Here is a 25,010-nt window from a genome sequence, read left to right on the forward strand (position 1 = left end):
CAGCCGGGCAAACCTGACCTACAAGGCCGCGTCGATTTTCTTGGCTGCGTCGTCGCTCACCCATGCGTGCCAGACTTCAGGATGTTCCTTGAGGAAGATTTTCGCCAGTTTTGCCGACTCGATCCGCTCCTTGGCCATGCGCCCGAGGTTCTGATTGAGCAGGTCGATCGGCAGGTTGACCTTTTCCAGCACGGCGACCAGTTCCGGGGCTTCGTCGTGGAAGGTTTTTGACAGGCCGACCTTGATGCTGATGGTCTTGTTGCCCTGCGCCTGGTCTTCAAGCCTGACCGCATCGATCTGCCCCATCAGCGGGGTCGGCGACCAGTAGTAGAAGAGGATCGGTTCGCCACGCTTGTAACTCGACAACACCGCCGCATCCAGCGCAGGGCCGGTGCCCGGGCGGAAGTTGGTGTAGCTGTTTTCGAGGCCGTAGCGCTTGAGCATTTCGCTGTTGTCGAGCTCGCAGGTCCAGCCGGCCGGGCAGTTGTAGAAGCGGCCCTTGGACGGCTCTTCGGCGTCCTTGAACACAGCGGAGTATTTGCCCAGGTCAGCGATGTTCTTCAGGTCCGGGGCTTTCGCCTCAAGCTTGCGCTTGGCGTCGCCTTCGATCACATAACGCGGCACGTACCAGCCCTCGACCGCACCCATCACCGGCGCGCCGACACCGACGACCTTGCCGGCCTTCTCGGCCTTGTTCCAGACCTCGCTGCGGCCGACCCACTCTTCGGCGAACACTTGAATATCGTTGCTGCTCAGGGCGTTTTCCATGGTGATGGAATTGCCCGGCAGGCTGTCGGTCTTGCAGCCGTAACCTTTCTCCAGCACCACTTGCAGCACGTCGGTCAGGAGCATGCCGCTTTCCCAGTTCAGGCCGGCGAATTTCACTGGTTTGCCCGATTCGCACCAGCCGGCGGCTTGGGTCGCACCGGCACTGGCCAACAGGCCCATGGACAGCAATGTGGTCAGCAGGGTCTTGTTCGATTTCATTGTCGTGACGCTCCTAATCATGAATGGGCTTACGGCAGTTCAAGAGGCATCCAGCCTGGTCCACGTCCAGATCAGGCCTGCGCCGCAGCGCGACCGGTCCCGCTGTTTTTTGCTTGTGGGGTGCTGTTCTGCTCGACCGGCAGAATCAGGCGATCGGGCACTGCGCTGTGCCATTTCTTTGCGCAGAAGTAATAGACGGCGGCCGGCAGCACCAGGCCGATGATCCAGGAAATATCCACATCACCGAGGGCCGCCACCAGCGGGCCGGTATAGAACTTGGTCGAGATGAACGGCAACTGCACCAGCACGCCGAACACGTAGACGCTGATACCGAGCAGGTTCCACCGGCCGTAGCGGCCGTTCGGATCGGCCAGCGCCGGCACGTCGTAGCGCTCGCGGGTGATGCAGTAGTAGTCGACCAGATTGATCGCGCTCCACGGTGTGAAGAAGGCGAGCAGAAACAGGATGAACGACTTGAACGCACCGAGGAACGAGTGCTGCCCGAGCAAGGCGATCAAGGTTGCCGCGCCGACGATGAACAGCACGAACACCAGCCGCTGCATACGGGAAACCGTCAGGTGCCCTTTGAAGCCACTGATGATGGTGGCGATGCACATGAAGCTGCCGTAGGAGTTCAGCGTCGAAATGGTCACTTTGCCGAACGCGATGCTGAAATACAGCAGCGCGGCGGTGGCGCCGGTACCGCCGAGGCCGACGATGTAGGCGACTTCATGACCGGCAAATTGACCGTTGGCCGAAGCGGCGGCAAACACGCCGAGGATCATCGCCACCTGCGCGCCAATCACCGAACCTGCACCAGCGGCGAAGAAGGTTTTCACCGACGAAGTGGCGCTCGGCAGGTAGCGTGAATAGTCCGCCACATACGGGCCGAAAGCGATCTGCCACGACGCCGCCAACGACACCGCCAGCAGAAAGCTGCTCCAGCTGAAATGACGAATCTGCAGAAGTGCACCAACGTCGGTCTGGCTCATCAGCCGCCAGAACAGGAACACAAAAGCGATCACGCCAATCACGCTGGCGACGCGGCCGATCCAGTGGATCACCCGATAGCCGAGCACTGTCACCAGCACGATGACACTGGCGAAAATCAGGATGCCAACACTGTCGCTGACACCGAACAACTGCCCCAGCGCTTGCCCGGACAGCACTGTACCGGTGGCGGTGAAACCCAGGTACATCAGGCACACCAGCACGATCGGAATCGCCGCGCCATAAACGCCGAATTGCACACGGCTGGAGATCATCTGCGGCAAGCCCAGTTTCGGCCCTTGCGCGGCATGCAGCGCCATCACGCCACCGCCGAGCAGTTGGCCGATCAGCAGACCGATCAACGACCAGAACACATCACCGCCAAGCACCACGGCCAGGGCCCCGGTGACGATCGCAGTGATCTGCAGGTTGGCGCCCATCCACAGGGTGAACTGGCTGAACAGACGACCGTGTCTTTCCGCTTCCGGGATGTAGTCGATCGAACGCCTTTCGATCAACGGGGTAGTGCCTGCACGTTCGTTGTTAACCGCCATGATTCAACCTCTGTGGATTGCTATTCGGGTTCACTGAGCATCGGTGGAGCTGCTTTTCTGTGGGAGCGAGCTTGCTCGCGAAAGCAATCTGTCTGCCGACACGAATGTTGACTGTGCCGGCCTCTTCGCGAGCAAGCTCGCTCCCACATGAAGCAAAAGCGTATTACTTGCCGCCGGTGATCATCGGCAGGTTCAGCCCTTGCTCTTTGGCGCAGTCGATGGCGATCGGGTAACCGGCATCGGCGTGACGCATGACCCCAGTCGCCGGGTCGTTATGCAGCACACGAGCAATGCGCTCGGCGGCCTCATCGGTACCATCGCAGACGATCACCATCCCCGAATGCTGCGAGAAGCCCATGCCGACGCCGCCGCCGTGGTGCAAGGACACCCAGGTCGCGCCGCTCGCGGTATTCAGCAAAGCATTGAGCAATGGCCAGTCGGAGACGGCGTCGGAACCGTCCTGCATGGACTCGGTTTCGCGGTTGGGACTGGCAACCGAGCCGGAGTCGAGGTGGTCGCGACCGATCACCACCGGGGCCGACAGCTCACCGCTACGGACCATTTCGTTGAAGGCCAGACCGAGCTTGGCGCGCTGGCCCAGACCGACCCAGCAGATACGCGCCGGCAGACCCTGGAAGCTGATGCGCTCACGGGCCATGTCCAGCCAGTTGTGCAGGTGTGCGTCGTCCGGGATCAGCTCTTTGACTTTGGCATCGGTTTTGTAGATGTCCTGCGGATCACCCGACAATGCCGCCCAACGGAACGGGCCGATACCACGGCAAAAGAGCGGACGGATGTAGGCCGGCACGAAGCCCGGGAAATCGAAAGCGTTTTCGACGCCTTCTTCCTGAGCCATCTGACGGATGTTGTTGCCGTAGTCGAAGGTCGGAATGCCTTGCTTCTGGAACTCCAGCATGGCTTTGACGTGCACCGCCATCGACTGCTTGGCGGCTTTGATCACAGCGGCCGGTTCGGTCTTGGCGCGGGCGCGGTATTCGTCCCAGCTCCAGCCGGCCGGCAGGTAACCGTTGAGCGGGTCGTGGGCGCTGGTCTGATCGGTGACCATGTCCGGACGCACGCCGCGTTTGACCAGCTCCGGGAGAATTTCTGCCGCGTTGCCGAGCAGCGCGATGGAGATTGCCTTGCCTTCTTTGGTGTATTTGTCGATGCGCGCCAGAGCGTCGTCGAGGTCTTTGGCTTGCTCATCGACGTAACGGCTTTTCAGGCGGAAATCGATGCTGACCTGTTGGCACTCGATGTTCAGCGAGCAGGCGCCGGCCAGAGTGGCGGCCAGCGGTTGCGCGCCGCCCATGCCACCGAGGCCTGCGGTGAGCACCCAGCGGCCCTTGAGGTCAGCGTTGTAATGCTGGCGCCCGGCTTCAACGAAGGTTTCGTAGGTGCCCTGAACGATGCCCTGGCTGCCAATGTAGATCCAGCTGCCAGCGGTCATCTGGCCGTACATGGCCAGGCCTTTGGCGTCGAGTTCGTTGAAATGCTCCCAGCTTGCCCAATGCGGCACGAGGTTGGAGTTGGCGATCAGCACGCGCGGCGCATTGGTGTGAGTCTTGAACACGCCGACCGGTTTACCCGATTGCACCAGCAGGGTTTCGTCGTCGTTCAGGTTGGTCAGGCTCTCGACGATCTTGTCGTAGCATTCCCAGTTGCGCGCGGCGCGACCGATGCCACCGTAGACCACCAGCTCTTTCGGGTTCTCGGCGACTTCCGGGTCGAGGTTGTTCATCAACATGCGCAGCGGTGCTTCGGTCAGCCAGCTCTTGGCGGTCAGCGTGTTACCGCGTGCGGCGCGAATCTGCACGTCACGAAACTTGTTGCTGTTCTGGGTATTGTCAGTCACGAAAAAGACTCCTCAGCGATCAATTCAAACCAACCCTGGCAGTGGGCAGCAGCCTGCGCGCTGTGCTGCGCGACAAGCGAATCAGTGGACGCTGCGGAGAGTCTCGGACGACTCATACGCATACGTCTTTACTTGTACATACAAGCATATGCAATCAAGCGGCCAACTTGTGGGAGGAGCGTTCAGGAAAAATCGCGAGCTAGGCTGGAGAGCGCCTGAATCGAGGGTTCTGGCGTGGACGAAATTTTCCGGTAGGGGATTCCGAGGAGATGCGGCTGGGCCAAGTGAGCGTGGTTTTGCGCCACGCTGGGGCGTTCGGTAACAAGTTGGTGCGTGGAGGGAAACAAGAGTGGGGATGGCTTGTGGCGAGGGGATTTATCCCCGATGGGCTGCGCAGCAGACCGCTTTTTTAACCAGGAATGGGGCCGCTTCGCGACCCACGGGGATAAATCCCCTCGCCACAGGGGTCAGCTTTGGAGAAGTTCGACTATGCAGCAAGCGCCATGGGTGGAGACTTCGACCAGCCCACTGTTACCGTCCAGTTGCAGACAATCATGCCGACCGAGCTGCGAAACGCCGTCGCCAACACGCACCTCCATCAGCTCACTGACACTGAACACCAGCAACGTCGATGCCGAGCTGAAAAACCGCTGCTCACCCTCCAGCCATTGCAACCGCGCGCTGTAACGTTGCGGCGCATAGATCAGATTGAAATCGCGAATCGCACCGCCGAGCAACGTGCAGGACACCTGACTTTCGCCGCTGAAGGCAAACGGGTCGAGCGGTAACAGTGGGCGGGTATCGTCACCGTCGACACACAGAGTCATGCCGTCGCCCTGCAACACGGTGATGACTCGCTGGTAACCGGCGAATGTCGAGAAACCGCCCGATTCAGCGATGTCGGCAATCGACAGGCGCCAGCCGAAACCGTCCAGGCCAGTGCCGGCATCACGAGTGATTTCCTCGGTGCTGCCGCCGCCGTTTTTCCACGGCATGCGCGGGTAGCCTTCAGCGCGTAAAACCTTCACTTGATAATTCATTTATGAAAGCGTCCTTCCAGACGATGACGCGAACCCGGGTGGATCAAACGTGCAGCGGTCACCGGTTGACGCCCAGACCAAGTACGGCGACGAATCAGCAGGCACGGCTCGCCTTTCTCGATCTGCAGCAACTTGCATTCCGACGGCTCGGCAAGAATCGCTTCGACCACGTGCTCACCCTCGGTCAGCGGCGCGACCTGATTGAGGTAGGCGTAAGGTGTTTGCAGGGTGAAGTCCTGCTTGAGGTATTCCGGCGCCACCAGTGCGTTGACGAAACGGTCTTCGATTTGCACCGGAATGTCGTTTTCGTAATGCACGATCAGAGAATGGAATACTTTCTGGCCTTCGCGCATGTCCAGCGCCAGTGCGCGCTCGGAGCCGGCAGCCTCTTCTTCAAGGGTGATGACCTGGCAGGTGTGGCGATGGCCGCGCGAAGCGATTTCGTCAGCGATGTTATGCACTTCGAACAGTGCGGACTGGCTCTTCGGCTCGGCGACAAACGTGCCCACGCCTTGCATGCGCACCAGCAGGCCGTCGGCGGTCATCTCGCGCAAGGCGCGGTTGATGGTCATGCGGCTGAAGCCGAGCTGGCTGACCAGTTCGCTTTCGGACGGCACGCGGTAGTGCGGCGGCCAGTTACCGCTGTCGATCTGCTGGGTGATCATCTGTTTAACGCGGGCGTACAAAGGCGCCGGACTGTCGCCCATGTTCGCGGCCAACGGAGAAACTGGAGGCGGAGTCGGCACGGTTGATCCCTGTTCATTGGATGAAAGTGACTAGCTTGCCGGAGTTTACCGGGCAGGCAAACGTCTGTATATGTATATACAAATAACACACGATGGGGTGCCGAACGATGTCCGCCTTCTTTGCCGAACGCGCACTGCTGCCTAACGGATGGGCCAACAATGTACGTCTCGAGGTCAGCGCCAATGGGCTGTTGACCCGAATCCAGGCCGATTCCAGCGCAGACGGCGCCGAGCGGCTGCGCGGGCCGTTGCTGCCGGGAATGCCCAATCTGCACTCTCACGCCTTCCAGCGCGCCATGGCTGGACTGGCCGAAGTGGCCGGCAACCCCAACGACAGTTTCTGGACCTGGCGCGATCTGATGTACCGCCTCGTCGGAAAGATCAGCCCCGATCAGCTCGGCATCATCGCCCGTCAGCTGTACATCGAAATGCTCAAGGCCGGTTACACCTCGGTCGCCGAATTTCACTACGTGCACCACGACAACAACGGCCAGCCGTACGCCGATCCGGCCGAACTGGCGCTACGAATCAGCCAGGCCGCGAGTGAAAGCGGTATCGGGTTGACCCTGCTGCCGGTGCTCTACAGCCATTCCGGTTTCGGCGGGCAAACACCCAATGACGGCCAGCGTCGCTTTATCAACAGCACTGAAAACTATTTGAATCTGCAAGCGCGTTTGCAGCCATTACTGGCGCAGCAGAAAGCGCAATCGTTGGGCCTGTGTTTCCACTCGTTGCGCGCGGTGACGCCGCAGCAGATCAGCGAAGTGCTCGCCGCCAGTGACAAGCAGATCCCTGTGCACATCCACATCGCCGAGCAGCAGAAAGAAGTCGACGATTGCCTGAGCTGGAGCGGTCGGCGGCCGCTGCAATGGCTGTACGAAAATACCGAAGTCGATCAGCGCTGGTGCCTGGTCCACGCCACCCACGCCAACCCGGAAGAAGTCACGCTGATGGCCAAAAGTCGCGCGATCGCCGGGCTGTGTCTGACCACTGAAGCAAATCTGGGCGACGGGATTTTCCCGGCGGTGGATTTCCTCGCCCAGGGCGGGCGCATGGGCATTGGCTCCGACAGCCATGTGTCGCTGAGCGTGGTGGAAGAGTTGCGCTGGCTGGAATATGGCCAGCGCCTGCGCGATCAGCGGCGCAATCGCTTGTACGGCGCGGACCAGCCGATGATCGGGCGCACCCTGTATGACGCGGCGCTGGACGGCGGTGCACAGGCACTGGGGCAGCCGATCGGCGCGCTGGAAGTAGGCAAGCGCGCGGACTGGATTGTGCTCGATGGCAACGATCCGTATCTGGCGACGGCTTCGGGGGACGGGATTCTCAATCGCTGGTTGTTCGCCGGCGGCGATCGCCAGGTGCGCGATGTGCTGGTCAATGGTCAGTGGGTGGTGCGCGATGGCCGGCATGCTGGCGAAGAGGACAGCGCTCGCGCATTCACCCAGGTCCTGCGCGATCTCTTGGGCTGACCCAAAACCAAACTGTGGGAGCGAGCCTGCTCGCTCCCACATTTGATTTGTAACGAGGCTTAATTGGACGTCTTGGCCATCTGCCGGTCCGACGCGCGCCAGATCAGGCGTGTGGTGTCGTAACCCTGCTGACGCGCCTTGCTCAGCAATTCTTCGCGTACCACACCGTTAACGGTTGGCGTGCGTGACAACAGCCACATGTACTTGCGACTCGGGTCGCCGACGATGGCGGTCTTGTAATCGTCGCTGACGTACAGCACCCAGTACTCGCCCTTCGCCACGCCCGGCACCAGGCGCGAGAACCAGTTATCGAATTCGACCCAGAGCTTGTCGGTCTTGCCCGGCACCTGTGGATAAGCCGTGCCTTTGGCCTCTTCCCACTGCCACTCCGGGGTCAGGCAACGGTTGAGCACGCCGACGTTACCGTCAGGCTTGAGGGTGTAGTGGGCTTCGGATTGCGCGCAGTGGCGCTGAAAGAACATCGGCAAGCGTGCCAGTTCATACCAGGTGCCCTGATAACGCTTGAGATTGACACTGTCGACGGTCTTGGGCGCCAACGGGTCGACGCCGGAAGTGGCGCAGCCAGCCAGTACCAGGCCAGCGAAAAGGATCAGCAATAACCGCTTCATTTTTTTCTCCGTGGGCGCGAAGCCCCGGTTTACTTCAGGCCTTGGCCGGAAAACATCAGCACTTTGTCACCGGCGTACTGCACGCTGATAAAGCTGTTCTTGTCGCCCCAGGTGCAGCTGGACATACCGAGCGCGCCCGAGCAATCGGTGGGCTTGCCGAGGAGGGTTTCCACTTCGGACTTGGCCATGCCGGCCGAGAGCTTGGAGTAGTTTTCCTGATTGACCTTGCTGCATGCGGCCAACAGCACGCAAAACGACAGCAGGGCGATAGATCGCAGCGACATGGTGAAACTCCTGGAACGAGGGGGGATGGCATGGTGCCAACCAGAAGCTTAGAAGAGAAAAGTGTCATCTGGTTCCGTGCCCGAACGCCTATTTATCAGCCCGCCCGTCTGGCTTTTGCCGATAAATCAAAAACTTTGTGAAGCTGTCGAGCATTTCGTCGACTTTCCCCGCAAGCGCCTAATCTTTGGCGCGGCGCGGTCGAAATAAGAGCAGCGCAACGCTGCCGAATATGGCAAATTGCCGCCCTTTCCTGACCAGCCCCTTCGCGGTAGTTCATTCGATGACCAGAAACATGAAATTCAGCCACAAGATTCTGCTGGCTGCTGCCCTTGTGGTGGCCGTTGCGTTCGCCTGTTTCATCTTCTTCAACGACTATCGCCAGCGTCAGGCCTTGAGCAGCAGCACCGAAGCGACCATGCAGGAGCTGGGCAGCCTGACCACCAGCAACATCCAGACCTGGCTGGAAAGCCGCATTCAATTGCTGCAATCTCTGTCGCAGCAGGTCGCTGTCGATGGCAACGCTCCCGCCAGCCTCAAGCGCATCATTGACCTGCCCGCCTACACCGGCAATTTCCAGCTCAGCTATTTTGGCGGTGCCGACGGCGTGATGTTCTCGGTGCCGGCCGGCAACCGTGCGCCGGACTACGATCCACGGGCGCGCGGCTGGTACAAAGCCGCCAATAGCGCACAGCAGACCATCGTCACCGAACCGTACATCGCCGCTTCGTCGGGCAAACTGGTGATCACCGTCGCAACCCCGGTGCAGCGTCAGGGCCAGATGCTCGGCGTCGCTGGTGCCGACATTGATCTGACCAGCGTCAGCGCGATCATCAACTCGCTGAACTTCGGCGGCCACGGTCATGCATTCATCGTCAGCGCCGAAGGCAAGATCCTGATCCACCCGGACAGCAAACTGGTGCTCAAGTCCCTCGCCGAGGCCTATCCGAACGGCGCGCCTCAAGTCAGTCCGGGCCTGAAAGAGGTCGAGTTCGACGGCAAGACCCAGTTGATTTCCTTCACGCGCGTCAACGGCGTGCCTTCGGCTGACTGGTACGTGGCGCTGGTGCTCGACAAAGACACCGCGTTCTCGATGCTCAGCGAATTTCGCACCTCGGCGCTGATCGCCATGGTCATCGCCGTACTGATCATCATCGGCCTGCTCGGCATGCTGATTCGCGTGCTGATGCAACCGCTGCTGACCATGGGCCGCGCGATGCATGACATCGCTGAAGGCGAAGGCGACCTGACCAAGCGCCTGGTGATTCACGGCAACGATGAATTCGGCGCGCTGGGCACTTCGTTCAACCGCTTCGTCGAACGCATCCACACGTCGATCCGCGAAGTGTCCTCGGCCACCGGCCAGGTCAACGAAGTCGCTTTGCGCGTGGTCGCGGCATCGAACTCGTCGATGTACAACTCCGACCAACAGGCCAGCCGCACCAACAGCGTCGCCGCCGCGATCAATCAGCTCGGCGCCGCCGCCCAGGAAATCGCACAAAACGCCGCCCTCGCCTCGCAACACTCCAGCGATGCGCGCAGCCTCGCGGTCGATGGCCAGCAGGTGGTGGATAAAACCATTCAGGCCATGCAGCAACTGTCGGCAAAGATCAGCGACTCCTGCGGCAACATCGAAACCCTGAACAGCAACACGGTGAACATCGGCCAGATTCTAGAGGTGATCACCAGCATCTCGCATCAGACCAACCTGCTCGCACTCAACGCGGCTATCGAAGCTGCGCGCGCCGGTGAGGCCGGTCGTGGCTTCGCCGTGGTCGCCGACGAGGTACGCAACCTCGCGCACCGCACCCAGGATTCGGCGCAGCAAGTGCAGAAGATGATCGAAGAGTTGCAGGTCGGCGCGCGCCAGGCGGTGACCATCATGACCGAGAGCCAGCGCGAGAGCGAAAGCAGCGTCGGCATCGCCAACCAGGCCGGCGAGCGTCTGGGCAGCGTGACCCAGCGCATCGGCGAAATCGACGGCATGAACCAGTCGGTAGCCACCGCGACCGAAGAACAGACCGCCGTGGTCGAGTCGATCAACGTTGATATCAACGAGATCAACACCCTTAATCAGGAAGGGGTGGAGAACTTGCAGGCGACGTTGCGCGCCTGTTCGGATCTTGAGCAGCAGGCGGCGCGGTTGAAGCATCTGGTCGGCAGCTTCAGGATTTAAGCTGCGGCCTCAGGCCTCTTCGCGAGCAGGCTCGCTCCCACAGTGGAATGCATTTCAATTGTGGGAGCGAGCCTGCTCGCGAAAGCGGCATAAGCCGCACTGAAGATTCAGAATCTTGAACCGGGCCTGGACAGAAACTCCAATTCCTCAGCCGTAGACTCCCGCCCCAACACCGCATTGCGGTGCGGAAATCTTCCAAAACGGGCAATCACCTTCCGATGCCGCTCGGCATAGTCCAGGTTATCGGCAAACACCGCCCGCTCCGATTCCGGCTGTTCAGACACCAATTCGATAAATCTGGAAACCGCCTCGTTCTGCACCGCGAGGTTTTCGCAGTGTTCGAACACCAGGTAAATGAATACGCGCTGAATCGGCTTCAATTGCCGATCAAAATCCGCCGCAACGCCTTGCGCGACGAGTTTCTGCGCGCGCAGATCACCGGAAAACGCTTTGGGGGTATTGCGATAGATCATGCGTGGCAGTTGATCGAGCAACAGCACCACCGCCAGCCAACCTTCGGGACATTGCGTCCACTCGGTCAATTCACCAGCCAGGGCCTGATCGACGAAGACCCCGAAACGCGTCTGCGCTTCGAGGTCTTGGCTGTCTCGCTTGCCGAACCACAACTTGCCCTTTTCAGCCGCTACTGCATTCGGTGATTCAGCGTGTCCGAACCACCAGTCAAGCAACGGCTGCCAGGGTGCAGTCATGTTTATTCCTTGTGGTAAGCCGTGGCGCGTGCGACTTCTTCTTTCGAGCCGAGGAACACTGCAACGCGCTGGTGCAGGCCTTCCGGCTGAATGTCGAGAATGCGCTGGTGACCATCGGTGGACGCGCCGCCGGCCTGTTCGACGAGGAACGACATCGGGTTGGCTTCATACATCAGGCGCAGCTTGCCCGGTTTCGACGGCTCACGGCTGTCGCGCGGGTACATGAACAGACCGCCACGGGTCAGGATGCGGTGTACGTCGGCAACCATCGCCGCGACCCAACGCATGTTGTAGTTCTTTTTCAGTGGACCTTCTTCACCGGCCAGCAGCTCGCCGACATAGCGCTGTACCGGGGCTTCCCAGTGACGCTGGTTGGACATGTTGATGGCGAATTCCTGAGTGGTTTCAGGAATGGTGATGTCTTCGTGGGTCAGGACGAAACTGCCCATTTCACGGTCCAGGGTGAAGCCTTTGACGCCGTCGCCCAAGGTCAGCACCAGCATGGTCTGCGGGCCGTAGATCGCGTAACCGGCGGCAACCTGTTGGGTGCCTGGCTGCAGGAAGGCTTTTTCGTTCAGCGGCTCGTTCTGGCTCAGGTATTCGTTCGGGCAACGCAGTACCGAGAAGATCGTGCCGACCGGGGCGTTGATGTCGATGTTCGAAGAGCCGTCCAGTGGGTCGAAGACCAGCAGGTACGCGCCTTTCGGATATTTGCCCGGGATCTGGTAGGCATTGTCCATTTCTTCGGACGCCATGCCGGCCAGGTGACCGCCCCATTCGTTGGCTTCGAGAAGGATTTCGTTCGACAGTACGTCGAGCTTCTTCTGCACTTCGCCTTGCACGTTCTCGGTGCCCATGCTGCCCAGAACACCACCCAGGGCGCCTTTGGATACGGCGTGGCTGATCTCCTTGCAGGCACGCGCCACCACTTCGATCAAAAAGCGCAGATCGGCAGGAGTGTTGTTGCTGCGGGTCTGCTCAATCAAATAGCGACTCAAGGTAACGCGGGACATGGACGGCTCCGGTGGAATGGGGGGCGGAAAACCCGCGCAGTTTACAGGGAGTCTGAAAACCTAGCGAGCGAAGACGCCGGCTAACGTGCGCCTGGGTGTATTTGCCTGTATGAGACGTGATTGTCGGTGCAGAGTTCAGGTGTCGGGTTGAGCGTAGTTGGAAATGGGGCGGGTGGTGGTTGAGCGATAGCGGCAGTCTGATGAACTTTTGTTGTTTGACCGGCCGCCATCGCTGGCAAGCCAGCTCCCACAGGATGTGTGGTGTACACAAAATATGTGAACGACCGCGATCACTGTGGGAGCTGGCTTGCCAGCGAATGGCGCGCGGCGCCGGCCATGTTCAGGTATTGGCTGGCGGCTTGCGCAACAGACTGAACGCCATCGCTGCGAGAAACACGACACTGAGCAGCAACACCGCCCACAGTCCAATCTTCTTCCAGTTGGTCCCGGCCACCGCCGCCGTCGTCGCCGTGGAGGTCTGCGTAGCCAGCGCTTCGCCCTGCACCGTCGCCTTGCCCAGGCTCGCCAGTTTTTCTGGCTTGAAATCCGGAATTAACGTTGCCAGCGGCAAGTTCGCCGTTTTCACTGTCGGATTACCAAGCGCTAGGCTGTACGGCCCTTCGCCCCGGGCTAGGAAAATCACCTGCGTGGCGCGCACCGCGTATTTCAGGTCCGGCGCCTGCTCCCCCAGGCCGCCGCCGCGCTCATCCACGGTCAGCTTGAGTTGCTGCACGGTCTGCCCGGACAGCGGGATTTCGTTCTGTACCACGTCCTGATTGCTCTGGCTCAGGCGATAGAGCAAACCGCTGCTCAGTGTCTGCCACGGCAAGTTGCTCTCACGCCGACCGGCCAACGTCACCGGCGCGAGACTGTTCGGCTGTTTCAGCTCAACCTGCACCCGCTCGACATTCAGCCCCATCGGCAATTGCCAGGTGTACTCCCCGGACTTGGTGCTGCTGCCGGCTACGCTTGACGACCAGACCAAAGGCAGCGGCAGGTTGCGCGGGTCGCTGCTCTTCAGTTGTGCCGAGGTGAGGATCGGCGCCGAACCCGGCGACTCCCACAGCAGGCGCACGTAACGCGCGGTCTGCCCCGGCAGGCTCACTTGGTGCTGTTCGATGCGCTCATCGGAAAAGGTCAGCCGTGCCACTTGGCCCTCGCCCCATGACTGCCAGTGCTGCAGATCGTCGCTGGCCTCGATGCTGAAACGCTGGAAACCGTCGCGCTCGCTGGTCCAGTCGAGGATCAACTGCTGCAACGGTGCCTTGATTGCACTGGCATCCAGCAGCCAGCCGCGCAGCACTTCTTCGCCCGCCTCCAGTTGCGAGGACGGTTGCACTTCGACCAGCGTGCCGTTGATGGTCGACTGCACGCGCACGTTCGGCGCACGTTCGCTGGCGTCAGCGGCGTTGTACAGCGGGAACCACTTGACCTCGTGCAGCTTGCCGTCGTCACGGGTCTGCGCCGACTCGCGAGCCAAGGCGTAGGCCTGCGCTTCGCCGGCGGCGTTGAACACACGCAAATCGCTGAGATCGGTCTGGCGCGCCTGCAATTGCGCGCTCAGCGGCAGGTCGAGGCGATACCACGGGCCATTGCCGCTCACCGACAATGGCACCTGCGTGGCGAAGTCCGCCGGTTTTTCCTGAGCACCGGCCACCATCACCACGCCCAGCGCCAACCACCCCAGATTCAGCATGCGACTCAAGATGCAACTCCTTCGGTTTCCGGCGCGGGTTTGTCCGCCGCCGGTTCAGCCTCGACGCGTTTGGGTGGCAGCGGCGCGAAGTAGCCGACCACCAGCAGCAACACGCCAACGCCGATAAACGAGACGATCCGGGCGAGGCCGCCACGGTTGCTCAGTTCGACAAAAATCAGTTTGGCCACCACCAGCGCAATCAGCGCCGCGCCGATCAGCCACACTTCGCGGCGGTGGCGCAGATGGCCGCCGATCATCAGTCCCAGCGCCATCAACGTCCAGACGATCGACAGGCCGGCCTGCACCAGCATCGACGCGAGCAGTTGATCGACCTCGAACGGGATGCCGGCCCAGTGATGCGCAGCGCGGGTGACCAGCGCGGTGCAGAACGCGAACAGCGAAACCCCGGCGATCAGTTGCGTGGCGTGGTCGGCGTAGTCCTGGCGGATCGACAACTGCGCAACGGCGCTGCGCGACCAGATGTAAACGCCGAACAGCGCAAACAGCAGACCCAACTCCAGCGGATTAAGCAGCGGCACGTAAGGCAAGGGTTCGGCATTGCCATTGCTGACGCCATTGGCCAGCCAGAACCACGCCAGCATCAGCACCGCCAGCGGTGCCGCTGCGTACAAGCGGTACTCGCGAGCAAAAGCGGCGACCGGCCACGGCCAGTTGCGAGGTGCCGCCATCAGCAGCAGATACAGGCTCGGCAGAATCGCCCAGCCCAGCCAGCGCCAGGCGTTGTATTGCTCGGACAACAACAGCAGGCCGTAACGCAACTCCAGCGCCAGCACGCCAATCAGCAGCCAGCAACCGAGCACATGGGCGGCGCTCAACGCGCGCGCCGGCAACATCGACGCCAAGCGGCGCAAGCTGAAGAAATGCACCGCGAACAGCGCCGGCCACGCCAGCCAGCCGAAGTCGGCGGCCGGGTGGTAGCGCGAATGCCAAGCGCCGAGCAAAACCAGCGCCGCCGCCGGAATCAGCAAGGTGCAGAGCAACCCCAGCGCCGGCCACTTCAGACGCAGCGACAAAATCGTCCACAGCGCCACACTGATTGCAGCGACGAACAGCAACAACGCGCCCTGCAGATCCGGCGGAGCAAACCGCAGCACTTCGCTGACCCACGCCAGCATCCACCAGGCAGCACCCCAGACCAGCAGCACCTGCGATAAGCGCTGCAAACTCAAGGCATCAAAAGCACTGGCATGGTTGCTCAGTTGCAAGCGCCACGCACCGACCAGCGCGGCCAGCCCTAGCACCAGCGGCGTCCAGAAGCCACCGTGGGCAAACGGTTTCAGCCCTTCGCTGGATAGCGGCCCGAGCCATTCGGGGCCGCCGAGCACAAACGCTGCGCCGCCGATCACCTGCAACAGCAGGCCGAAAACGAAACTCAGACGCTGTTGCAGGTACAGGCTCAGCCAGATGATAAGCAAGCCGCTGGCCGCCCAGACCGCACTCGCGGTTTGCCACGGCAGCACGAACAGCACCGCCAGATTGATCAGCACCAGCCCGGCCAGCAAGATCACCGATAAGCCACGAAGCAAGCGCACATCAGCGCGCACCATCTCATCGCGAGCCGCGAGCAGCATGCCGCCGATCAAGGCCAGCCCGATCAGCGACGCACTGAGCAAACCGCTCCAACCGGCGCTGAACACCACCGCCGATTCTTCGCCGGCACTTTGCAGGCGCAGCAGGAACAACGCGCCGCCCAGCAACTGCACGGCGAACGCGGTAAACAGGAATGTGCGCGATTGAATTCGCAAGCCAACAAACAATGTCGCCAACCCGGCCAACGCCCAACTGATCGCCGTGCCCTGGATGAACAGGAACAACGGTGCCAGCAGATACAGGAACGTCAGGCCCAGACATGCCAGCACTGGAAGCCCTTGGCGTTCCCACGGCGTTGTCTGCTCAGGCGTAGCCTTGCGCAGTTGAAGGAAACTGAACAGCAGCGCGGCGCCGAGCATCAGCGCGCCCAGCGGTGCGCCGTCGAGCAGGCTGCTCTCGCCGAGCTGCAACTGGCTGAGAAACGCCAGCGCCGAACCCAGTTGCAACAACAAGGCAAAAGCGCGGGCGAACGGCCGATGCTGACGTAAACCAAGCCAGAAAATCCCCGCGCCTTCCACCGCCCACGCTGCAGAAGTCCAGCGCGCATCGAGGCCCAGCGGAATCGCCAGGCTGGCAAAAATCACCCCTAGCGCCAGGCAGGTTTCGCCCAGCAACATCGCGCGTCCACCCATCAGCGCTTTGGCCAGCGTCATGTAGATCATGCCCAGCGCCAGCGCGCTGAAGGCCGCCGCAAATTCCAGATGCTGAACCAAGGCGAACTGCAAACCGAAGCCAATGATCGGCGGGCCGAACAACATGCTGCCGTCGACGTAATCGCCCTTGCGTGCCGACCATTGCAGCAGCGCCTCGCGATCAGCCTCAGCCGGGGCATCGGGCAGGTCGCGCAATTTGCGCCGGGCGAACAGCAGGCCGATGCCGAGGTACATGAGGAAAAACACAATCAGGAACGGCTCGGTACTCCACAGCAGTTCCGGCGTATACGAACGCAGACCCCAGGCGAACCCGATACCGAAGGTGCCGACGAAGCCGATCAGATTGAGCAGGCGCCAGGCCTTGAACCAGGCGATGGCCAGAATGCCGGCATTGAGCAAGGCGAAATAACTGAACAGCGCGACGTGATTGCCTTCGCCGGTAGAAGTCAGAATCGGCGCGGCGAAACCGCCGAGTGCCGCCGCTGCCGCCAGTCCCAGCGCGTCTTGGGTAATCGCCAGAATGGCCGAGAACACCGTCACCGCGACCAGCAAACCGAGTGCAGCGGACGGATCAAGCAACGGATGCAGACGCATCGCCGCAAACACCGTCAGGTACAACACCGCGATCCCGGTGCCTTGCAGCATCAATGCATAGTTGCTGTTGCGTCGGCGCAGCCACCAGCCCAGCGCCAGCAGGGCCAACGCCGCTGCCGCAACCCCGGCGTAACGCAACTCGATCGGCACCACCATGCCTTCGGTGGCGTAACGCAGCAAAAACGCCAGGCCGAAAAACAACAGCACTACACCGACGCGCAGAACAGTGTTGCCGCCAAACAGCCAATTGCGCGCAGCGCTGATGCCGCGTTCGATCAGGTTCGGGCCACGGGGTTCGGCAGATTTTTGTGCTGGGGCAACGGGAGCCGGTTCGGCGCGCCAGAAATCGGCGGGCAGCGGCTGGCTGGTTTCGCCGGCGACGGCGGAGATGGGTTCCAGTTCGGGCGGCAGTTCCCAGATCAGCTCAGGGCTCGGGGCAGCCTGCTCAGCCACGTCGACGGGTGCGGCGACTGGCTCGGCTTCAGGTGGCGGCGCGGGCGCATGCGAGGGCGAACCCTCCAGCACAAACAGCCGCTGAGCCACGCCTTGCAAGGCTTCGCGCACTTGCTCGAGTTGACGCTGTTGCTCCGCCGCCTGCGCGCCCAGACGCGCGATGCGCAGCATCTGGCCGATGACCAGCCCCAGCAGCGCACCCAACAGCGCACCACTGAACGACTCGTCGAGCAGTCCACCGAGCACCAGCCCGATCAACATGAACATCCATTGCATGGTCGATATCCCTAAGCAGCCCCGGGGCGGGGCGAGTCCGGCGATGGCTTCAGTCTAGGCACAAACCGTGTGGGAGCGAGCCTGCTCGCGAAGGCGGATTGTCAGCCAACATTTCTGTTTAAGTCGACGATCGCTTCGCGAGCAGGCTCGCTCCCACAGGGTACGGCGGTGACTGATGCCTTTTAACCGGCGCTCAGTATATCGATCCGGCCCAACAAACGTTGGGCCTTGCGCAAATTTGTCGCGGAAAGTTACTCCAGTGCTTTCCAGATATCCGTGGCGTACTCGCGAATCGTCCGGTCGGAAGAGAACCAGCCCATCCGCGAGGTGTTGAGCACCGCCGAACGCCACCAGTTCTGCGAATCATGCCAGTGCGCATCAACACGCTTCTGCGCTTCCCAGTAGGAGTCGAAGTCGGCGCAGACCAGGAAGCGGTCATAGTCGATCAGCGAGTCGATCAACCCGGTGTAACGCGAGGTATCGTCCGGCGAGAACACACCGCTGCGAATCGCTTGCAGCACATCGTTCAAACGATGGGAGGCGGCGATGTCGGGTACGGCACTGAACTCGTGGTTCTGCTTGCGCGCTTCAACCTGTTGCGCACTGAGACCGAAGATGAACATGTGCTCGGCACCGATGCGCTCGCACATTTCCACGTTGGCACCGTCGAGGGTGCCGATGGTCAGCGCGCCGTTGAGGCCGAACTTCATGTTGCTGGTACCCGACGCCTCGAAACCGGCAGTGGAAATCTGCTCGGACAGGTCCGCCGCCGGGATAATGCTCTCGGCCAGGCTGACGTTGTAATTGGGCAGGAACACCACCTTCAGCAGGCCGCGCACGGTCGGGTCGTTGTTCACCACCCGAGCGATGTCGTTGGTCAGCTTGATGATCAGCTTGGCCTGGTGATAACTCGCCGCCGCTTTACCGGCGAAGATCTTCACCCGTGGCACCCAGTCGACTTCCGGCTCGGCACGAATCGCTTGGTACAACGCCACGGTGTGCAGCAGGTTGAGCAACTGGCGTTTGTATTCGTGGATGCGCTTGACCTGCACGTCGAACATCGCCGCCGGGTTGACCGCAATCCCCAGGCGCTCGTGAATCAGATAGGCCAGCGCCTTCTTGCTGTGCAAACGCTGCTCGGCGAAGGCTTTGCGGAACGCAGTTTTCTCAGCGAACGGCTCGAGCTCGAGCAGGCGTTCTTCGGGATGGTCGAGCACGTCCGGGCCAAGGGCATCGACCAGCATTGAGGTCAGTTCCGGGTTGGCCTGATACAACCAGCGGCGGAAGGTGATGCCGTTGGTTTTGTTGTTGATTCGTTCCGGGTAGAGCTTGTGCAGTTCGGCGAATACGGTTTTGCGCATCAGTTGCGTATGCAGACCGGACACGCCGTTGACGCTGTGCGAACCGAGGAACGCGAGGTTGCCCATACGCACCCGGCGGCCGTTGTCTTCTTCGATCAGGGACACTGCACGTAGCACGTCGAAGTCGTGGATGCCCTTGGCCCGCAACGAGTCGATGTGCTGCGCGTTGATCAGGTAAATGATCTGCATGTGCCGGGGCAGCATGCGTTCCATCAGCCCCACCGGCCAGGTTTCCAGCGCTTCCGGCAGCAGCGTGTGGTTGGTGTACGACAACGTATCGACGGTGACTTGCCATGCCGCGTCCCATGCGACGTCGTAGACGTCGACGAGTTGGCGCATCAGTTCGGCCACGGCGATTGACGGGTGAGTGTCGTTGAGCTGGATCGCCGCGTGATCACCGAGGGTCAGCACCGAGGTGTGCATGTTGCGGTGACGGCGCAGCAGATCCTGCAGCGAGGCGGCGACAAAGAAGTATTCCTGACGCAGGCGCAGCTCTTGCCCGGCTTCGGTACTGTCTGCCGGGTAGAGGACACGGGAGATACTTTCGGCGCGGGCCACTTCCGCCACGGCGCCCAGGTGGTCACCGGCGTTGAAGCGCTCCAGGTGCAGGTCTTCCATGGCGCGGGCACGCCACAGGCGCAAAGTATTGACGCTCGCCCCGCGCCAGCCGACCACCGGCGTGTCGTAGGCAATCGCCCGCACGGTTTCCGCCGGTGACCAGACCTGACGAGTCTTGCCCGAGGCATCGGTGACGGTTTCGACGCTGCCGCCGAAGCCGATCGGGTACACCACTTCCGGCCGCTCGAATTCCCACGGGTTGCCGAAATCCAGCCAGTGCTCGGTCTGCTCCTGCTGCCAGCCATCGACAATCGCCTGACGGAACAAGCCGTGCTCATAACGAATGCCGTAGCCATGGCCGGCGATGCCGAGGGTCGACATGCTTTCCATGAAGCACGCCGCGAGACGTCCGAGGCCGCCGTTGCCGAGCGCCGCGTCGGGCTCCAGCAGGCGGATGCGCTCAAGATCCACGCCCAGTTCGGTCAACGCTTCACGGGCCACGTCGAGCAGACCGAGGTTGCTCAGGCTGTCATAGAGCAAACGGCCGATGAGAAACTCCAGCGAGAGGTAATACACCCGCTTCTGGCCTTTGCGATAGATCTGTCGGGTGTGGTCCATCCAGTGTTCGACCATGTGATCACGCGCAGCCAGGGCGATGGCTTCGAACCAGTCATGGTCGAAGGCGTGATCGGGGTCTTTGCCCACGGCGTAGGTGAGTTTGGTCAGGACGGCGTCGCGGAATGCGGCCACCTCTGCTTCGCGAACTAGTGGTTCTTGAGTCATCAACAGGACCTCGAGCGAGCGGGAATTTTCTGAGCCTAGACGGTCTGACCGGCGGTAACGGCTCTGGTTCGGCAGTATTTGCGCGGACTGTGCGCCAGTGCGACATAACCTTGGCGGATGAGCCAATGAATGCAGGGGCCGTGCCGTCCTGTCGGGCAAAATGCGGCGGCTGCGAAAATATCCGGCGAAAGGTTGTTCAAAATTCCACCGCTCCCGGTATGATCGCGCGCCCTGATGCATACACGCCTGGTAACTCCCGATGATGAAGCCCAACCTGATCGCCGCCGCCGAGATTGATCGTCTCGATACGTGGGCGAAATACTCGGCACCGATGTGCGGCTCGTGCATGTCCAGTTGTTGCACGCTGCCGGTCGAAGTGAAGATCAAGGACCTGGTGCGCATCGGTGTGGTCGACGAGTTCGAACTGGGCGATCCGCCGAAGAACATCGCCAAGCGTCTGCAGAAGGAAGGTCTGGTCGAGCGTTTCAATCAGAAGTCGGGGATCTTCACCCTCCAGCGCATGAGCAACAACGACTGCTATTACCTGGATCGTAAGAGCCGCCTGTGCACCATTTATGACAAGCGCCCGGACACCTGCCGCAACCACCCGAAAATCGGCCCGCGGCCTGGGTATTGCGCATACAAGCCAAAGGAAGTCGAGCGCGTGCAGAATTTCCGCGCGATCGAGAAGTTCTGATCGGTCTTGAGATTTTCAGCGGCTGACCGGCCGCCATCGCTGGCAAGCCAGCTCCCACAATGATTGTGGTCGAACACATATTTTATATACGACCCAAAACCCCGTGGGAGCTGGCTTGCCAGCGATGGGGCCAGCAAAAATATCGTTTAAACCCCAGACAAACAAAAACGCCCCCGGTCTCGCGACCGGGGGCGTTTTTCATTCAAGGGCTAGATTACGCCTTGGCTTTCTTGGCAGCGCGGGTACGCTCGCTTTCGTCGAGGATCTTCTTGCGAAGACGGATCGACTTAGGCGTGACTTCGCACAGCTCGTCTTCCTGGATGTATTCCAGAGCCTGTTCCAGAGTGAAGCGAACAGGTGGGACCAGAGCGATGGTCTCGTCTTTACCCGAAGCACGCATGTTGTCGAGCTTCTTGCCTTTGGTTGGGTTCACACCCAGGTCGTTGTCGCGGCTGTTCTGACCAACGATCTGACCGTTGTAGATCTCCTGGCCGTGTTCTACGAACAGCTTGCCACGAGCCTGCAGGGTTTCCAGCGAGTAGGTCAGAGCCTTGCCGGTTTCAACCGAAACCAGAACGCCGTTCTGACGGCCGGACATGTGGCCCGACTTCACTGGAGCGTAACGGTCGAAGATCGAGGTCAGGATGCCGGCACCGTTGGTCAGGGTCAGGAACTGGTTACGGAAACCGATCAGACCGCGAGCAGGGATGTTGTATTCCAGACGAACACGGCCCTTGCCATCCGGCACCATGTTGCTCAGGTCGCCCTTACGCAGACCCATCTCTTCCATGACCTTGCCCTGCGATTCTTCAGGGATGTCGATGGTGACGTTTTCGAACGGTTCCTGCTTCACGCCGTCAACTTCACGGATGATCACTTCAGGACGGCCCAGGGCCAGCTCGAAGCCTTCGCGACGCATGGTCTCGATCAGTACCGAGAGGTGCAGCTCACCACGGCCGGAAACCTTGAACTTGTCAGCCGAGTCGCCTTCTTCAACGCGCAGTGCAACGTTGTACAGCAGCTCTTTGTCCAGACGATCCTTGATGTTACGGGAGGTCACGAACTTGCCTTCTTTACCGCAGAATGGCGAGTCGTTGACCTGGAAGGTCATGGAAACAGTTGGCTCGTCAACGGTCAGCGGCTTCATCGCCTCGACGTTGTTGATATCGCACAGCGTGTCGGAGATGAACAGCTCGTCGAAGCCGCTGATGCAGACGATGTCGCCGGCTGCTGCTTCTTCAACGTCGATGCGGTGCAGACCGTGGTGGCCCATCAGCTTCAGGATACGACCGTTGCGACGCTTGCCATCGGCGCTGATAGCGACAACCGGGGTGTTCGGCTTGACGCGACCGCGAGCGATACGGCCAACACCGATAACACCCAGGAAGCTGTTGTAGTCCAGAGCGGAGATCTGCATCTGGAACGGACCGTCACGGTCAACGGCCGGAGGCGGAACGTGGTCGACTACTGCCTGGTACAGCGGAGTCATGTCTTCCGCCATGGCGGTGTGGTCCAGACCGGCAATGCCGTTCAGGGCCGAAGCGTAAACAACCTGGAAGTCCAGTTGTTCTTCGGTCGCACCGAGGTTGTCGAACAGGTCGAAGATCTGGTCCAGAACCCAGTCCGGACGCGCGCCTGGACGGTCAACCTTGTTGATCACCACGATTGGACGCAGGCCGGCTTCGAAAGCCTTCTTGGTCACGAAACGGGTTTGCGGCATAGGGCCGTCTTGAGCGTCAACCAGCAGCAGAACGGAGTCGACCATCGACATTACGCGTTCAACTTCGCCGCCGAAGTCGGCGTGGCCCGGGGTGTCCACAATGTTGATGTGGTAGCCGTTCCAGTTGATAGCGGTGTTTTTCGCCAGAATGGTAATACCGCGCTCTTTTTCCTGGTCGTTGGAGTCCATCACGCGCTCGTCGTTGAGCTCGTTGCGCTCCAGGGTGCCGGATTGACGCAGGAGTTTGTCTACCAGGGTGGTTTTACCGTGGTCAACGTGGGCAATGATGGCGATGTTGCGTAGATTTTCGATCACTTGTGTATCTCGATCAGAGGATTCGGTTTGCTGACAAGTCATGGCAGCGATTAGCAGTAGTGTCCGGCATGGCCGTTACAGCTTGACGGCGGTGTCGGGGGGCCGGTGACGCAGGCCACAGGCAAACAGCCCCGGGCACTTAGCTCGGTCGATAAACGCGCACATTGGCATGCCCCTCACTGAGCAAATGGTGGGCATGCAGGCGACTCATCACGCCTTTGTCGCAATACAGCAGGTACTGGCGAGTAGGGTCCAGTTCCTTGAAACGAGCGTTCACTGCATAGAACGGCATCGTCTGTACTTCCACGCCAGCGAGTTCCAACGGCTCATCCTCGGCGGCATCCGGGTGACGGATGTCGATCACGATCTGGCCGGCCAGTGCCTCGCTGACTTCTTCAATCTGTACGTCCTGGCCCAATTCATCGATCACCCGATCGATTGGCACCAGTTTGGCGTTGGCGAGCGCACGCTCGAGCACCGCCATGTCGAATTCTTTCTCTTCGTGCTCAACCCGGCCACGCTTGGCTGCGGTCTTGGGGTTGACCGAAATCACACCGCAATATTCCGGCATGTGCCGGGCGAAATCGGCGGTACCGATCTCGTTGGCGGTGTCGATGATGTCCTGCTTGTGCGCGACGATCAGCGGGCGCAGCACCAGTTTGTCGGTCACGCAGTCGATCACCGACAGGTTCGGCAGCGTCTGGCTCGACACCTGGGAGATCGCTTCGCCGGTGACCAGCGCATCAATGTGCAGGCGTTCGGCGATCTCGGACGAGGCGCGCAACATCATACGCTTCAAAACCACGCCCATATGACTGTTATCGACTTTGCCGAGAATTTCGCCCAGCACTTCCTCGAACGGCACACTGACAAATAGCACGCGTTGCGAGCTGCCGTACTTCTTCCAGATGAAGTGCGCGACTTCCATCACGCCCAATTCGTGGGCACGCCCGCCGAGATTGAAGAAGCAGAAGTGCGCCATCAGGCCGCGACGCATGATCTGATAAGCCGCCACGGTCGAATCGAAGCCGCCGGACATCAATACCAGCGTCTGCTCCAGCGCACCCAGCGGGTAGCCGCCGATGCCGTTGTGCTGGCTGTGAATCACGAACAACCGTTTGTCGCGAACTTCGATACGGACTTCGATTTGCGGCGCTTTAAGGTCGATTCCGGCCGCACCGCACTCGCGACGCAGCTTGCTGCCGACGTATTTTTCCACGTCCATCGAGCTGAAGGCATGCTTGCCTGCACGCTTGCAGCGCACCGAGAAAATCTTCCCGGCCAGCGCATCGCCGTAGTGCTGTTTGCACTTCTCGGTGATGTCGTCGAAGTCGCCCAGCGGGTACTCGTCGATTTGCAAAAAGTGCGCGATGCCCGGCATGCAGGTCAGGCGCTCGCCCATCTCTTTCAAGGCTTTGGGGTCGGTAACACGGGTTTCCAGCTCGAGATTGTCCCACACGCCGTTCACCACCACGGCCGGGTCCAGGTCACGGAGCACGGCGCGGATGTTCTTGGCCAACTGGCGGATGAATTTCGTCCGGACAGGTCGGCTTTTGATGGTGATCTCGGGGAAGACTTTTACGATTAGTTTCATGAAAACAGCGCGCGAACGGCCAGCCGAAAAAGGGGGGCGCGGATTATAGCGGAAATTGCTCAAGGTTTAACCAGTTAATCTGCAGAAGGTTTTGCGTGCACCAAAACAGGTCATTTCTGGAATTAAACGCAACATTACGGGGCGAGATTTGTCGATTCAGTGGCCTGCGCACCTTAATAAGCGTGAATTTGGGGCAAAAAACCCATGCTGGGGCACTGGCATGCAATTTGCTCCCTTGTGAGGCA

At 60.7% G+C, this 25,010-nt stretch carries 17 protein-coding genes; 3 read left to right on the forward strand and 14 right to left on the reverse strand.

The features are described 5' to 3' along the window. Positions 1-18 precede the first annotated feature (18 nt). The 5 genes from ACMYUN_RS12760 to hutC all read right to left on the reverse strand — a co-directional run bounded on the left by ACMYUN_RS12760 (position 19) and on the right by hutC (position 6,133). The gene (locus ACMYUN_RS12760; protein ID WP_415763883.1) at positions 19-987 is read right to left on the reverse strand and encodes an ABC transporter substrate-binding protein; all 969 of its coding nucleotides are present in this window, start codon (positions 985-987) and stop codon (positions 19-21) included. Positions 988-1,058: 71 nt separating this feature from the next. After that, positions 1,059-2,531: a purine-cytosine permease family protein gene (locus ACMYUN_RS12765; RefSeq protein ID WP_129998287.1), complete on the reverse strand. Its 1,473-nt coding sequence runs from the start codon at positions 2,529-2,531 to the stop codon at positions 1,059-1,061. 163 nt (positions 2,532-2,694) lie between these two features. Further along, on the reverse strand, positions 2,695-4,386 hold the full coding sequence (gene hutU / locus ACMYUN_RS12770) for a urocanate hydratase (RefSeq protein ID WP_415763884.1): 1,692 nt from the start codon (positions 4,384-4,386) through the stop codon (positions 2,695-2,697). Between the two features lie 467 nt (positions 4,387-4,853). Next, entirely contained in the window at positions 4,854-5,426 is a 573-nt protein-coding gene (locus ACMYUN_RS12775) for a HutD family protein (protein ID WP_415763885.1), read from the reverse strand. Next, positions 5,423-6,133 (reverse strand): histidine utilization repressor, encoded by a 711-nt coding sequence (gene hutC / locus ACMYUN_RS12780; RefSeq protein WP_162803449.1) that lies wholly within the window; start codon positions 6,131-6,133, stop codon positions 5,423-5,425. Before hutC ends, ACMYUN_RS12775 begins: the two co-directional genes overlap by 4 nt. Positions 6,134-6,279: 146 nt before the next feature. Here hutC and ACMYUN_RS12785 point away from each other — a divergent pair, with 146 nt between their 5' ends. Next, positions 6,280-7,644, forward strand: a complete 1,365-nt coding sequence (locus ACMYUN_RS12785) for a formimidoylglutamate deiminase (protein WP_415763886.1) — start codon at positions 6,280-6,282, stop codon at positions 7,642-7,644. 59 nt (positions 7,645-7,703) lie between these two features. Here ACMYUN_RS12785 and ACMYUN_RS12790 read toward each other — a convergent pair whose 3' ends face one another. Both ACMYUN_RS12790 and ACMYUN_RS12795 read right to left on the reverse strand, forming a co-directional pair. Then, on the reverse strand, positions 7,704-8,273 hold the full coding sequence (locus tag ACMYUN_RS12790; protein WP_039756616.1) for a lipocalin family protein: 570 nt from the start codon (positions 8,271-8,273) through the stop codon (positions 7,704-7,706). Between the two features lie 29 nt (positions 8,274-8,302). After that, positions 8,303-8,557, reverse strand: a complete 255-nt coding sequence (locus ACMYUN_RS12795) for a hypothetical protein (protein ID WP_016772095.1) — start codon at positions 8,555-8,557, stop codon at positions 8,303-8,305. 281 nt (positions 8,558-8,838) lie between these two features. Here ACMYUN_RS12795 and ACMYUN_RS12800 point away from each other — a divergent pair, with 281 nt between their 5' ends. Then, positions 8,839-10,731, forward strand: coding sequence for a methyl-accepting chemotaxis protein (locus ACMYUN_RS12800; RefSeq protein WP_415763887.1), 1,893 nt, complete (start codon positions 8,839-8,841; stop codon positions 10,729-10,731). Between the two features lie 107 nt (positions 10,732-10,838). Here ACMYUN_RS12800 and ACMYUN_RS12805 read toward each other — a convergent pair whose 3' ends face one another. From ACMYUN_RS12805 to ACMYUN_RS12825, 5 genes are all read right to left on the reverse strand, one after another. Beyond that, complete coding sequence (locus tag ACMYUN_RS12805) at positions 10,839-11,441, reverse strand: DUF924 family protein (RefSeq protein WP_039756613.1); 603 nt, start codon at positions 11,439-11,441, stop codon at positions 10,839-10,841. A gap of 2 nt (positions 11,442-11,443) precedes the next feature. Continuing rightward, positions 11,444-12,454, reverse strand: a complete 1,011-nt coding sequence (locus tag ACMYUN_RS12810) for a class 1 fructose-bisphosphatase (RefSeq protein WP_039756611.1) — start codon at positions 12,452-12,454, stop codon at positions 11,444-11,446. A 340-nt stretch (positions 12,455-12,794) separates the two neighbouring features. Further along, a complete protein-coding gene (locus ACMYUN_RS12815; protein ID WP_415763888.1) occupies positions 12,795-14,159 on the reverse strand; it encodes a DUF3999 domain-containing protein in 1,365 nt (454 codons plus the stop codon). Beyond that, complete coding sequence (locus ACMYUN_RS12820) at positions 14,156-17,737, reverse strand: DUF2339 domain-containing protein (RefSeq protein WP_415763889.1); 3,582 nt, start codon at positions 17,735-17,737, stop codon at positions 14,156-14,158. Before ACMYUN_RS12820 ends, ACMYUN_RS12815 begins: the two co-directional genes overlap by 4 nt. Before the next feature lie 251 nt (positions 17,738-17,988). Next, positions 17,989-20,439, reverse strand: a complete 2,451-nt coding sequence (locus ACMYUN_RS12825) for a glycogen/starch/alpha-glucan phosphorylase (RefSeq protein ID WP_129998296.1) — start codon at positions 20,437-20,439, stop codon at positions 17,989-17,991. A 259-nt stretch (positions 20,440-20,698) separates the two neighbouring features. Here ACMYUN_RS12825 and ACMYUN_RS12830 point away from each other — a divergent pair, with 259 nt between their 5' ends. After that, positions 20,699-21,136, forward strand: coding sequence for a YkgJ family cysteine cluster protein (locus ACMYUN_RS12830; protein WP_025110918.1), 438 nt, complete (start codon positions 20,699-20,701; stop codon positions 21,134-21,136). 214 nt (positions 21,137-21,350) lie between these two features. Here the strand turns inward: ACMYUN_RS12830 and typA are convergent, their stop codons facing one another. Further along, the gene (gene typA, locus ACMYUN_RS12835) at positions 21,351-23,171 is read right to left on the reverse strand and encodes a translational GTPase TypA (protein WP_039756605.1); all 1,821 of its coding nucleotides are present in this window, start codon (positions 23,169-23,171) and stop codon (positions 21,351-21,353) included. Between the two features lie 139 nt (positions 23,172-23,310). Then, positions 23,311-24,765: a tRNA uracil 4-sulfurtransferase ThiI gene (gene thiI, locus ACMYUN_RS12840; protein ID WP_415763890.1), complete on the reverse strand. Its 1,455-nt coding sequence runs from the start codon at positions 24,763-24,765 to the stop codon at positions 23,311-23,313. Positions 24,766-25,010: the final 245 nt, after the last annotated feature.

It is taken from the genome of Pseudomonas sp. CP4 (genome assembly GCF_047758505.1).
Classification (GTDB): domain Bacteria; phylum Pseudomonadota; class Gammaproteobacteria; order Pseudomonadales; family Pseudomonadaceae; genus Aquipseudomonas; species Aquipseudomonas fluorescens_AO.